Below are 11562 nucleotides of genomic sequence, written 5' to 3' on the forward strand. Positions count from 1 at the left end.
AACTGCCATGGCTACCACCACACCGTCCGAAGCCGATCACTCCATAGAACTGGCCATCACTGGCATGACCTGCGCTTCATGCGTGGCGCGGGTCGAGCGGAAGCTGGCCAAGCTTCCCGGAGTGAGCGCGACGGTGAACCTCGCGACCGCGACCGCTCACATCACACGGGACAACCCGGAGATCTCGCCTGAGCAGCTGATCGCCGACGCGAGGCCATCGGCTACGGCGCCGCCCCGATCCGCAGCCAGCTCTCGAACGGCACGGCGGAGGAGACGGGGGCGGACGAGGCCGAGGGATCCCACGTTGCCAGTCTGCGCCGGCGTCTGATCGCCTCGGCGCTGCTGGGCACCCGTCCCGCCGGTGAGCTGCTCGCCAAGATGTCCGCCGCTACTGGCCCTGCGGGAGCCGCCAAGGCGATCAACTTCGTGGTTGCGTGGGCGAACGAGGCCCGATCCGTGCCCCTGCGGGAGATCGCCTCGGTCGAACCTCTCAAGAAGCGATCGCTCCGGATCGCCGGCCGGGACGGGAAGCACCGGGACTTCGGCATCGCCGCCTCCCTTCAGTCGCCGATCTGGTCGTCGGAGAACGCTCTTCACAGGGATGAGATGCTCACGGCGATCCGTGACGCGCTGGCCGCCGCCTAACTCGACACCGGGAAAGCAGAAACGGATCCTCCCCACTCATACCCCTGAGCCTGCCCGAGATCCGACGCCTGATCAGCCGACTTACCCAGCCCGCGCGAGCATCGACCACGTCCTGCACTGGTCACACTGGCGACGGCGACGACAACACCAAACCCGCACCAGCCACTACAAACGACGCGGCCACACACCACCAGAAACCAACAAACCATCACAACAAAGACCGTTGCAGTACTAGGTCACGCGGATCAAATGACGAGGGGCAAGGGAAGGCACGCCACAGAGCCGCGGACACTCTCACGGCAGCGACCTTCATCGCCCCGCCTCCCGGAAGCCCACTTCGCCGAGACTGCAGGACGCCGCTGCAACGACCGCTGCAGGGGTTGTCCGCTTCCTACAAGCGGTAGCACCCAGGCGATCAGACTCGCGGTCCGGCCCTTGCGGAGCGCAGCGGGCACCCCGACCGGCACGTAGCCGGGAACAACTTCCAGACAAGCGCGGATCGCCGACGAAGCCGCTTCGACGTCTGTACCTGCACGAAGCCTCACCTGACGCAGCGTCAGGAAAGTCAGCATTGGGTCAGCATTCGTAGACACACACCCACCCACGGACGCCCACAGAGGGGGAAGGCCCCGCACCATCGAAGGGCAAGCGCGGGGCGCGATCGGAAGCGCCGAGGCTTCAGTAACCGGAAGGCGCCTGACCCGCGCCCCGCGGGTCCTCCTCACTCCAGATATCGCAGGTCAGCGCACTCGGCCGCGTGGTTTGAGGTGGGCCGGGGGCAGGTCAGGAGCCGGAAGCGGAGGGCCGTCATACCCCTTCACCTCGCCGAATCTGGTCCCATTCATCCAGTCCTCGCGGGCCTGTGCGATATCCTCATGGGAGCGGCCAATCCAGTTCCAGAACATTTCGGTCCAGCAACGCGTTTCCGCAGGTCAACAGGGTCTCGGATCGCTGACGGTCAGCAAACTGTCAGCATCGGAATCCTGGGAGTCCGCGCCAATGGCCGCCAAGACGCTCGCGCGAGGAATGGGCAGCTACTTCAAGGAGTGCGAGCACTCCCCCTCCCGGTGGGCGAAGTGCCCTCACCCCTACAAGATCCGCTACCGGGACAGCGGCGGGAGGCAAGCCGAGGAGTCGGGGTTCGCCACGCAGGACGAGGCCATCAACCGTTTGACCACTGTCTACAAGGCCAGGAAGGCGACGCCGAGGCGAGACGCGAAGGCCGAGCGCATCGCGAAGTACGGCCCCATGCAGCTCCGGGAGTACACGACGGAGTGGAAGGACGGCCAGCGACACCTGGCGCCGGCGTCCCTCAGTCACCTGGACTCGCTCCTGCAGCACCACATCTTCCCGGCCCTCGGCAGCCGCAGGATGAGCAGCTTCGACCACAAGGTCGTCGACGGGTTCATCCGCACCATGGAGCGGAACGGTGTCGGCCTGGCAGCCCAGTCCAATGCCTACGACAAGTTGAAGGCGATCCTCCTCGACGCCCATCGCCTGGGACTCTTTGACGACAACCCGCTCTCGGGAGTCAAGCCTCCCCAGTACGACCCCAAGCGCGCCGTGATCCCCTCCCCGGAGCAACTCCAGGCCGTTCGCGTCGCTGGCGACGACACCCTGACGCTCCTGGTGGACCTGATGAGCGGCTGCGGCCTCCGCAACGGCGAAGCGGCCGCAGTCAATCTCCGGAACCTCGTGGCCGACGACGTCTACCGCGTGACGGAGCAGGTCAACCAGACCACGAAGACCTACGACCGCCTGAAGCACCGGAAGGCCGGCAAGTACCGCGACGTCCCGCTGCCGGCAAGGACGAGGAACACCATCGAGTGGTACGCCGATACGTACGGCAACGTCGACGGGTACCTGCTTCGCCACCCCCGTGACCCCACACGGCCTTTCCAGCCCTACCTGCTGCAGAACCAATGGCAGCGATTGAAACGACGGGGCGATCTCGACATACCCGACGGCATGGTCATCTACAGCATGCGCCACTTCTTCGCCTCGAACTGCCTGCGGCACAACATCCCCATCACCGACGTTGCCGAATGGATGGGGCACAACAGCATCGAGATCACGTTCAAGATCTACCGCCACCTCATGCCCGGCTCCATCGGTAGCGCAGCCAAGCTCCTGGACCTGGGGCTCACCGCATGAGGCTGTGCGTATCGCTGGCACGGCAACCGACACGGTCACGACCGCTCCGTACACCGCTCACGGTCGAAGACTGGCTCCATCGAGCACAGGTACCCGCCGCACAGGATGCCCTCCCTATATAGCCGACGATCCCCGGTTTCCGAAACCGGGGAATCTGCGGACCATGGCAACGGAAGAACGCCCAGTCCGTAGCGAAGGGAGCAGCATGCCAGCGCAGTTCATGACAGCAAGGGAACTGGCACAACATCTGAACATGTCGGTTCCATGGGTGTACCGGGAGGCAGCCCGAGTCGGCCTTACTGCATACAAGTTTGGCACCGGGCGCAACGCCAAGATGCAGTTCCGCGTATCCGAGGTCCAAAGATGGATCGAACAACAGAGCGTCTCACTCAATTGAGAGACGCAAGACGTTCACGAACGACTGCACACAGGACCGAATAGAAGAAGCTGTGACAGTAAGAAGCCTACCCCGGGGAATGGGAACCTTTTTCAAAGTCTGCGACCACCCGATGAATAGATGGTCGAAGTGTTCCCACGATTACAAAATCCGGTACCGAAACCCCTCGGGACGCCAAACCCAGGAGTCCGGATTCGCCACCCAAGACGCAGCCATAAGGAGGCTCACCGAGGCGTATCGGGCAAGAAGAGGCACGGGAAGCCCGTCAAAGGCGGAACGCGCCACAAGGTACGGACGGATGACGTTCTCCGAGTACGCCACCGAATGGCGCGGTGGCCAACGACACTTGGCAGAGTCCTCTGTCAGGCAGCTCGACTCGCTTCTTGGGTGTCATCTGCTGCCGTTCTTCGGCAGCAGACGAATGGATTCATTCGATCACAAAGTTGTGGACGAATTCGTGCGACACATGGAAGCGCACGACGTAGGCTCAGCCGCTCAGTCAAACGCCTTCGACAAGCTCGCCACCATCCTTCTGGACGCTCACCGCCTCGGCGTCTACGAAGAAAGCCCGATCATCGGGGTCCAGCATCCCCAATACTCCCCCGCGCGCGCAGTGATCCCTACGGCACCCCAGCTCGCAGCGCTACGCAGTCAGGGCGATGACTCTTTCCGCCTGCTCGTAGACCTCATGAGCGGCTGCGGCCTGCGCAACGGCGAAGCCGCCGCGGTCAACCTGAACAACATCGTGGCGGATGACGTCTACCGAGTCGCTGAGCAAGTTAACCAAACCACACGGAAGTACGGCCCGATCAAGCATCGAAAGAAGGGCGAATATCGCGACGTCCCGTTGCCGATGCGGGTCAGAGAGACAATCGAATGGCATGCCGAGAAGCACGGCACAACCGACGGCTATCTACTTCGGCACCCCAAAGACCAAGCCCAAGCGTTCCAGCCGTATTTCTTTCAGAACCAGTGGCAGCGCCTTCGTAGGGCAGAGGCTCTCAGTATCCCCGACGGCATGGTCATCTACAGCATGCGCCACTTCTTCGCCTCGAACTGCCTAAATCACGGAATTGCGATCACGGATGTAGCCGAGTGGATGGGGCACAAAAGCATTGAGATCACGTTCAAGACCTACCGACACCTCATGCCTGGCACCCTCGGACAAGCCGCCAAGCTCCTCGACCTTGGCCTGGCAGCTTGAACTCACCAACCGGGCTGGCCTGCGGACAGACCAGCAGACCGGCGCTCCGGCCACAGGAGAGCCCTGGTGACGTCGCCTGCTGCCGCTGCACTCGTTCTGCGGCGGAAGCCGAACCGGGTGACCAGGTGCTCCACTTCCTAATGGCTGGGGGCCAGACGCCGGCGAGCAGGACGGCATGGTGGGCGCGCTCAGGTCAGGATGTGACCGGGTCAGCGCCTACCGCTCCGAGCGCGCCGGGATCTCGCTTCCGCGACACGGTCGTGCCGAACTACCTGGCCGACAGGTCGTACACATTCGGCCGGTAAACGCTCCTTGAACGACCTTGGCGATGGACAACATCCTCGTGGCGCTCAGCGCCGTTCCCGTCCGTTGATTCCAGGGGGTTGTCGGTGGCCAAGCGCGCGGCGAAGAAGGGCAGCAGCAGGCCCGTACGACTGACTGCTGGTCGGCTACTGGATGGCTGGCCTGCCCCCAGGAGCACCCGCGTACGACTGGCAACGGCGGCGGACACGGACGCCGTGGACGCGCTGCTGGAAACGGCCGGGGTCCGGCTCATGCCGGCCCTTCGGTCGTCCATCGAGGAAGGCACAGCGGGGGCGGCTCTCCTCAACGGCCTGGACGGCACCACCAAAACGTTCTTCGAGGACTTCGCACGTCGTACCGCTGGACACGCTATGGCCGATTCGATGGCCAGCGTCAGCCTCACCCTGGTGGCCGCCGACCAACAGGACCGGACGATCGGCGTCCTGTCTGTCACTGCTCCCGGAACCATCATCGAACGAGCCTTGGACCACGGGTACAGCAACGTGGAGGCGTTGACGCTGAGCGTGGCCATCGGCAAGGTGCACGGGTTGGCAGTGGCCGATGAAGCCCGTGGCCAGGGTATTGCCCGCGCCCTGATGAAACGGGCCTGGCAGGTCTACGAGCAGCTCGACTACTTCCTTCTGTACGGGTCTTTCGAGACCGAACGGGGCCTGGGCAGCTTCTACACCGGCTGCGGGTACGGTGTGCACGCCGCCGGCCAGGGATTCCTCCTCGACCGCATCGGGCTGCCCTTCGGAATCAACGCCGGCCCCGACCAGTGCGTGTTCACTCGCTGGCGGCTGCGGCGCTGAGCCCCCCACCACGCCAGGGGCATAGAGGCTCAGCAGGCACCGTCCTCCGCCCCGTCCCAGGGTCAGGGTCGCTCGGCAGCAGGGTCCCAGTAGTGCTCCAGCATCACCGACGGCCAGGCCGGGGCGGTGATGGGGCCGCGGGGTCCCATCTGCTCGAAGTAGGGGCCGAGATCGTAGATCGGGGTGCCGTTGACGGCGTCAAGGTCGGTGACGTGCAGATCCCGTCCTTCGACCTTGAGCAGCCGGGGAAAGCTGGTCGCCATACGGTTGGGGCGCCGGTGGTTTCGGTGCACGAAGGTGCCAGTGGGCTCCCACTCCGGGTTGTTCCGGGGGCTGCGGGCTCCGAGGTGGAGGTCGGCATCGGATCCCAGGTGGAAGCGCCAGGTGACGATCAGGTGGGAGAACTCCTCAAGGCCTTGCAAGGTATCCAGCGGGAAGTCGGGGCGAAGGCGGATGATCGATTCGACTCCGCCCTGGTAGTCGTCGGCCGGCTTCTCGTGGCCGCCGACGACATGGGCGACGGCCTCCAACGTGATCGAGTCGTACACGAAATCCTCCCCTACGACTACCAGCACGGCCTGGGTGTTCCCCGGTCCGAGCCGGTGCTGTGATGGCGCGGTCAGCGTACCCGGCTGATCACCGTGCGGGCGCGATCGTCGAGTTGGGCCAACGACGTTCCTCCGCGGCCTCGATAAGGAGACAGGGATCGGCGCATCTGGACCACGGTGTCCAGGGCCCGGCCGGACTGGACTCCCTGCATGGTGTCCAGGGCCTGGGACCAGGTGGCACAGGCCGCATCGACAGCTCCGCGCTGTATCTGCACCGCGCCCATGAGGCCGAGGGTGACCGCGTGGGTGCGGGCGAAAGGCTGGGCGCGGCGGGTGCGGACGCTGCGCTGGAACTCACGTTCAGCCCCGCGGAGATCTCCGAGGCTCTGCAGGGTGCGGGCCGTTTCGTGCGCGAGACTTGCCTCGGAGAAGAAGAAGACTCGGGCAGGCTCGTGATCTCCGCCTTCAGCATGGCGCAGGTCGTCTTCGGCGCGCAGCAGAGCGGCAATGGCCTGCTGCATGTGGCCGGCTGCCGCCAGGCTGCGTGCATGAACGACCCCCAGGAGGGAGCGTTCGCGCGGGCTCGCATTCGTGTAGCGGCGGTGGGCGACGGAGGCTTCGGCCAGGCGGAGGGCTTGGGTGGGATGGCCGAGGTCTAGGGTCTGGTGCGCCTGGGCCCGGAGGATATGTCCGGCCAGGGGAGCGTCGTCGGCTTCGGCAGACAGCCTAAGGGCAATATCGAGCCACTTTTGGGCGAGGGCGTGCTCGGAGGAGTCGAAGGCGGTCCAGCCTGCCAGGTATGCCAGTTCGCCGGCAGCAGTGAACATCTCCTGCCGCGTGTGGTGATCCGGGAATCGGCCGCCGAGATATCCGGCGACGTCGGTCCGGAGGTAGGCCACAAGGGCGGAACGGCCGTCTTGGCCGCCGCGGCGCTGTTCACGCTGGGAAAGCAGCTGCGTCATTTCCCGTACGGCGGCCACGTCATCCGGGCCGACCTGCCATGCGTCCGACGGCTTCCGCGACTGAGCTGCAGTGACGGTGTCCTGCCACCATCGGTCGGACGGCAGGAACATCCCCGCGAGAGAGAAGGCTGCACCCTTCAGGGTGCGGCGGCGCTCCAGGTCCAAGTCGGTCCCCCCGAGATCGACGAGCTGTGCGATCGAGTCGCTGTCCCGGGTTGCGGAACCTGCCTTCTCATCAGGTTCCTTAAGCCCGATGTCGGCTGCCGTAACAACCCGATGGGTCCCTCGGCTGCTCAGCCCTCGCGACAACGCTTCGCACAAGATACGGGTCGCCGGCGGCTCAGGGTGCGATCCGCGAACCCATTGGTTGACATGCGAAGCCGACACCGCTTTCAAGTCGTCGGCACCGACTTCGGCTGCCACACGCTGCAGATGCCGGGCGGTCGTGGCCTGCGACCAGCCAAGCTGCCGCAGCACGCCCTCCAGCAAGATGTTGCGCTCACGCGGCACCGGAAGCTCCCGTCCACGAAACGATCTTTACGCGCCTTACGCGGTACCGCACCCTCCACGGGATACCCACGCCGAGTGAATCACGGTTCGCTGAGCGTAACGGTAACCGCAAGGGCCACTTCGTTGGCTGCAGTTCGGCCATCCCCGGCGTCCGCCCGAACGCTCTGCAAGACCGTCCACGACCGCGGAAGAGGAACGAGGTGAAGCGATGAACTCCCACCAGATCACGCGCGACAACATGCTCAAGGCACTGGCCTCACCCGCCGCCTTCTGGGCCTGTACGAATCTGCCAAGCCGCCCTGAATCCGTGAAAGCCGCACGGGACTTCGTCGCGGACCAGTTGGCCTGGTGGGGCCATCCGGACCTGGAATACGTTGCCACGCTGGTCTGCAGTGAGCTGGTCACCAATGCCGTCACGCACGGCAATCCGGACCCTTCAACGAGCGAATGCATGGTCGCGCTCACCCTGGTCCCCGGAGAAGCTCTGATCACTCAGGTAGCGGACCCCCATCCCGCGCCCCCGATTCCAAAGGCCACCTTCTCGGGCACCCTGGCGGAGCACGGCCGCGGGCTGTCCATCGTCACGCAGTTGACCGCCCACTGGAGTGCCTCCCCCAGACCCGACGGGAAGGGGAAGGTCATCAGCGCCTACCTACTGATCGCCGAACAGCCTGCCTGCGCAGCTCGCACCGGAAGCACTCGCCCGATCGCACGCGCCAGGACCGATCGCTCGTGACGCTGCCCGACTTTGACGTTCAGGTCCACTGGACCGGGCTCGAAGACTCTGAGGCGGAACTGGTCCGCGACTCCTTGTTCAGTCGCACGGTACGCAATGCGCCGCCGGGTGACGTCCCGGACCCTCCACGGCCATGCCCCGTGGGGGCGGTCGAGACCGGGCACGAGACCGTGCGGCACGGCGGGGCCTCACACCGCGCCCCGCACCTGGTGACCGCCGGCTCCCCCGCCCATTGCTGGCACCCGACATCCATTTCTGCCCGAGGAGTTTCCGTGGGTCTGTCGCTCCCGATCCCCGCACCGCAAGCCTGCTTACCCTCTCCGCCTTCACGGCCGGGCATTGGGGCGCATGCCGGGACCCTTCACACAGCGCCTGAGGCGGAAGCTGTGGCCTGGCGTCTACTGCGCACCCTCGCAGTCTCTCGATACGAGGACATCACCGGCGAGGACAGCCAGCTGTGGGACACCCTCAATCGGGTCCTCGACGATGCCCTCGACCCGCGCGACGTCCGGCCGCTGACCGCCAGCGTGGCGGTGTCCCTCGGCTCGCTGACGGACCGCGCCTCCCGCCAGATCCGGACGGGGCTCACCGAACAGACTCGGTCGCGAGCACGCTTCCTCCTTCGCGAGGTCCACGACCGGCTGCGCCTCGACACCGAGGACCTTGGCCTCCTGCGCCGACTGGCCTGGATGACGGGAGAGGTCGTTGACGAGGTCCTGGACCCGGCTCCCTCCGACACGACCTCGGCGCCGACCGCCGACGAGACGTCAGCGGGCTCCGCTCCAACCAGGTGGGCCGGGCAATGGTCCAGAGGGCCCGCCGCTGTCACACCTCCGGCGGCCTCGGTATGAACACCGCTCCACCCGCTGCGCCGAGGCCGGAGAGCATGCGGGTCCTGGACCGCGCCTGCATCATCGTGCACCGGCACGTCACCACCACGTGCCCGCCAGGTGCGTCTCTCCCAAGCACCAAGCAATTGGCCAGGGCCCTGGGGCTGCCGGAGAAGCATGTGCTCCAAGGGCTCCTGCGCCTGGACGCCCGGGGCGAGATCGCCCTGCACACCGGGACTCTGCCGGTACGACTGCGCCCGCGGGAACCGCACCCCCGCGACCGGGCCCTACACGGTGCCGTCCGCGACCGGATCCGCGCCGGCCACTACGTGCCGGAGCAGGCTCTGCCTACTGGTCTGCTCGGCGCAGAGTTCGGACTTCTTCCGCACCACGTACAGCGCGCGCTGAGGTTCCTCACGGCCGAGGGGACCCTCCGCTTCGACGCACATGGACCCTACGGTCCGGGCTACTACGTCCCGGCGGCTATTGCGGGGGACGAGCCGGCCCCAGACCCGACCCCACCTGCGAGAGGACGACGGCGTGAGCCTCGCCGATGAACGTCTACCCACGGTGAAACCGGTACCCCTGCAGACCAGCTCCTCCAGACTGTCCGCTGTCTGGCTCGGGACACGAAGCCCCCACGAAGGCGATCAAGACGTCGCACGCGCCGTCAGGAACGTCTTCCCTCGCCAACCCGCGGCAGCCAGGATCAACCGTGAGCACCACCTGCTCATCACCGACACCATCGCCCAGCGAGGGATCACTCAGATCCTGGACCTCGGGTGTGGGTATCCGGCGAATGGCCAGCACGGCGCCGCCGATCCGCTCCTGTCCCAAAACACCCACGAGGTCGTGCAACGGCGCTGGCATGCCGCGTCCGTCACCTACGTCGACAACGACCCCGACGTCGTCAACGCCCGGCGCACCGAGATCGCGGCCACCGCCAGTCAGACCCGCACTCGAACGCTCCTCGCAGACATCACGAACACGGTCGACCTCCTCGAGCAGCTCACGCGGGCCGTCGCGGTGACCCGAGACCGCCCGATCGCCGTCCTTGCCCACGACGTCTTCCCGTGGATCCCGGACGACGACGCCATACGCCGCTGCGTCGCCTCCCTACGTGAGTGGCTGCCGCCCGGCAGCGCCCTGTCCGTCACGCATGCAACCGCTGACATGACCCCGACCTGGATCCAGCGGCTCACGGGCGTGTACGCCGAGGCCGGCCTCTCCTTCCGCCCCCGCGACCGCGGCTTCATCACAGACCTGTTCGGGGACTGGGAGGACCTCTACGGCGGTCCCGTGCGTGTCATCCCCACTGCGCGGCACCAGCCCGGCCACCACGAATCGAAGGCCCCCGACTTCCACTCCGCCGGCTACGCCGGAGTCGCCATCAAGCCCTCCACCTAGAGGAAGACCACCATGTACCTGATGCAGCAGTTGACCAACGAGGACCGGGAGCCCGTCTCCCGCCTCATCCGTGACCGCCAGGATCACGACGAGAGAGAAGGCAGGCCCACCTGGGACGACGGCAACGTCCTTCTCCGCCTCCTGTCCGCCCCCGACCCGGCTACCCAGCTCGTCGGTATGTGGGAGGACGAGCAGCTCGTTGCCGCCCTCGCTCTGCAGCACGGTGACCCGGGCGGTGCCTGGAGCGATGACGAGCGCGCCGAGCCCAGCTGGGGGCTCCGGCTGGTCCACACGCACCCGGAACACCGGCGCCTTGGGCGGCTGATCACGCTCTGGTCCGGCGACTACGCCGCCCGCCAGGACCAGCCGCCCGCGTGGATCAGGTGCTCGGTCCGCGACATGAATGTCGCGTGGTACCTCGAAAGGACATGTGGCTGGGCGGCCGTACGACGGCGCCAGGATCCGAGCGGAGTGCTCACCTGTCTTCAGCGCGCACCGGAGCACATCGACCACTTCGACCTGATGGTCGCCACGGGAACGGAGCTGTGGGCCGAAGGCACGCTGCGGCAGGTGAATTCTGCCGTCGGCGAGTGAGCGCCCGGATGACTGCATCGGGTGGGATTTGTGGTTTTCACGGCGGCGCACGTGGCGCCGTCTCTAGGCTCCAACAACACGACGGTGGGCTCGCCGCCCGCCACAGGCGAACTGGTGCGGGAGAGAACGTGCTGCTCGAAGGCAAGCTGGTTCGGGACCGAATTCCGGAGATCATCCGCGAGGACGGACTCGAGCCCCAGGTCTACGTGGCGGAGCCGGCGGAATACCGCGCCCGCCTCCACGCGAAGCTGACCGAGGAAGTCCTCGAGGTCCAGGAGGCGGACGCGACCACAGCGCCGGACGAACTCGCCGACGTCCTGGAGGTCGTCTACGCCCTTGCAGCCGACTACGGCATCGACCACCAGCAGCTGGAGAAGATCCGCCAGGACAAGGCCGATCAGCGCGGAGGCTTCGCCGACCGCATTGTCTGGACCGGCAACCACTGATCGAGCGGCCGTCG

14 protein-coding genes and 1 pseudogene are annotated in these 11562 nt (G+C 66.2%); 11 read left to right on the plus strand and 4 right to left on the minus strand.

All coding sequences use genetic code 11. From position 1 onward, the window contains the following. Nucleotides 1-7: 7 nt before the first annotated feature. Both ACIQK6_RS38060 and ACIQK6_RS38065 read left to right on the plus strand, forming a co-directional pair. Nucleotides 8-328, plus strand: a complete 321-nt coding sequence (locus tag ACIQK6_RS38060; RefSeq protein ID WP_402697017.1) for a cation transporter — start codon at nt 8-10, stop codon at nt 326-328. A gap of 50 nt (nt 329-378) precedes the next feature. Beyond that, nucleotides 379-645: a hypothetical protein gene (locus ACIQK6_RS38065; protein WP_402697018.1), complete on the plus strand. Its 267-nt coding sequence runs from the start codon at nt 379-381 to the stop codon at nt 643-645. Nucleotides 646-1385: 740 nt separating this feature from the next. On the opposite strand, the pseudogene ACIQK6_RS38070 reads toward ACIQK6_RS38065, so the two are convergent. Next, nucleotides 1386-1550: pseudogene (locus ACIQK6_RS38070) on the minus strand (pirin family protein); the annotation flags it as partial. Nucleotides 1551-1644: 94 nt separating this feature from the next. On the opposite strand from ACIQK6_RS38070, the gene ACIQK6_RS38075 reads away from it, so the two are divergent. The 4 genes from ACIQK6_RS38075 to ACIQK6_RS38090 all read left to right on the plus strand — a co-directional run bounded on the left by ACIQK6_RS38075 (nt 1645) and on the right by ACIQK6_RS38090 (nt 5515). After that, nucleotides 1645-2799, plus strand: coding sequence for a tyrosine-type recombinase/integrase (locus ACIQK6_RS38075; protein ID WP_402697020.1), 1155 nt, complete (start codon nt 1645-1647; stop codon nt 2797-2799). A gap of 220 nt (nt 2800-3019) precedes the next feature. Continuing rightward, nucleotides 3020-3196: a helix-turn-helix domain-containing protein gene (locus ACIQK6_RS38080; RefSeq protein ID WP_402697077.1), complete on the plus strand. Its 177-nt coding sequence runs from the start codon at nt 3020-3022 to the stop codon at nt 3194-3196. A gap of 298 nt (nt 3197-3494) precedes the next feature. Continuing rightward, a complete protein-coding gene (locus tag ACIQK6_RS38085) occupies nt 3495-4400 on the plus strand; it encodes a tyrosine-type recombinase/integrase (RefSeq protein ID WP_400957396.1) in 906 nt (301 codons plus the stop codon). Nucleotides 4401-4918: 518 nt separating this feature from the next. Continuing rightward, on the plus strand, nt 4919-5515 hold the full coding sequence (locus tag ACIQK6_RS38090; RefSeq protein ID WP_402697022.1) for a GNAT family N-acetyltransferase: 597 nt from the start codon (nt 4919-4921) through the stop codon (nt 5513-5515). Nucleotides 5516-5577: 62 nt separating this feature from the next. Here ACIQK6_RS38090 and ACIQK6_RS38095 read toward each other — a convergent pair whose 3' ends face one another. Further along, nucleotides 5578-6063, minus strand: a complete 486-nt coding sequence (locus ACIQK6_RS38095) for an SAM-dependent methyltransferase (protein ID WP_402697024.1) — start codon at nt 6061-6063, stop codon at nt 5578-5580. A gap of 71 nt (nt 6064-6134) precedes the next feature. Next, nucleotides 6135-7535 carry a Tat pathway signal protein gene (locus ACIQK6_RS38100; RefSeq protein ID WP_402697026.1) on the minus strand — a complete coding sequence of 467 codons (1401 nt, stop codon included), beginning with the start codon at nt 7533-7535 and terminating at the stop codon, nt 6135-6137. 208 nt (nt 7536-7743) lie between these two features. Here ACIQK6_RS38100 and ACIQK6_RS38105 point away from each other — a divergent pair, with 208 nt between their 5' ends. Next, complete coding sequence (locus ACIQK6_RS38105) at nt 7744-8271, plus strand: ATP-binding protein (RefSeq protein WP_402697028.1); 528 nt, start codon at nt 7744-7746, stop codon at nt 8269-8271. 386 nt (nt 8272-8657) lie between these two features. Further along, nucleotides 8658-9122 carry a hypothetical protein gene (locus tag ACIQK6_RS38110; RefSeq protein WP_402697029.1) on the plus strand — a complete coding sequence of 155 codons (465 nt, stop codon included), beginning with the start codon at nt 8658-8660 and terminating at the stop codon, nt 9120-9122. 266 nt (nt 9123-9388) lie between these two features. On the opposite strand, the gene ACIQK6_RS38115 is transcribed toward ACIQK6_RS38110, so the two are convergent. Next, nucleotides 9389-9550, minus strand: a complete 162-nt coding sequence (locus tag ACIQK6_RS38115) for a hypothetical protein (protein WP_190620787.1) — start codon at nt 9548-9550, stop codon at nt 9389-9391. Nucleotides 9551-9641: 91 nt separating this feature from the next. Here ACIQK6_RS38115 and ACIQK6_RS38120 point away from each other — a divergent pair, with 91 nt between their 5' ends. The 3 genes from ACIQK6_RS38120 to ACIQK6_RS38130 all read left to right on the plus strand — a co-directional run bounded on the left by ACIQK6_RS38120 (nt 9642) and on the right by ACIQK6_RS38130 (nt 11548). Then, on the plus strand, nt 9642-10508 hold the full coding sequence (locus ACIQK6_RS38120) for an SAM-dependent methyltransferase (RefSeq protein WP_402697031.1): 867 nt from the start codon (nt 9642-9644) through the stop codon (nt 10506-10508). Between the two features lie 12 nt (nt 10509-10520). Further along, nucleotides 10521-11102: a hypothetical protein gene (locus ACIQK6_RS38125; protein ID WP_402697033.1), complete on the plus strand. Its 582-nt coding sequence runs from the start codon at nt 10521-10523 to the stop codon at nt 11100-11102. Nucleotides 11103-11230: 128 nt separating this feature from the next. Further along, nucleotides 11231-11548: a nucleoside triphosphate pyrophosphohydrolase gene (locus tag ACIQK6_RS38130; protein ID WP_223836048.1), complete on the plus strand. Its 318-nt coding sequence runs from the start codon at nt 11231-11233 to the stop codon at nt 11546-11548. Nucleotides 11549-11562: the final 14 nt, after the last annotated feature.

The organism is Streptomyces sp. NPDC091682, from assembly GCF_044756625.1.
GTDB lineage: Bacteria > Actinomycetota > Actinomycetes > Streptomycetales > Streptomycetaceae > Streptomyces.

What these genes read in the sequence shown, in the direction of transcription:
- ACIQK6_RS38060 (WP_402697017.1), top strand. Translation starts at nt 8, where the DNA reads ATGGCTACCACCACACCGTCCGAAGCCGATCACTCCATAGAACTGGCC.
- ACIQK6_RS38065 (WP_402697018.1), top strand. Translation starts at nt 379, where the DNA reads ATGTCCGCCGCTACTGGCCCTGCGGGAGCCGCCAAGGCGATCAACTTC.
- ACIQK6_RS38075 (WP_402697020.1), top strand. Translation starts at nt 1,645, where the DNA reads ATGGCCGCCAAGACGCTCGCGCGAGGAATGGGCAGCTACTTCAAGGAG.
- ACIQK6_RS38080 (WP_402697077.1), top strand. Translation starts at nt 3,020, where the DNA reads ATGACAGCAAGGGAACTGGCACAACATCTGAACATGTCGGTTCCATGG.
- ACIQK6_RS38085 (WP_400957396.1), top strand. Translation starts at nt 3,495, where the DNA reads ATGACGTTCTCCGAGTACGCCACCGAATGGCGCGGTGGCCAACGACAC.
- ACIQK6_RS38105 (WP_402697028.1), top strand. Translation starts at nt 7,744, where the DNA reads ATGAACTCCCACCAGATCACGCGCGACAACATGCTCAAGGCACTGGCC.
- ACIQK6_RS38115 (WP_190620787.1), bottom strand. Translation starts at nt 9,550, where the DNA reads ATGTGCGTCGAAGCGGAGGGTCCCCTCGGCCGTGAGGAACCTCAGCGC.
- ACIQK6_RS38125 (WP_402697033.1), top strand. Translation starts at nt 10,521, where the DNA reads ATGTACCTGATGCAGCAGTTGACCAACGAGGACCGGGAGCCCGTCTCC.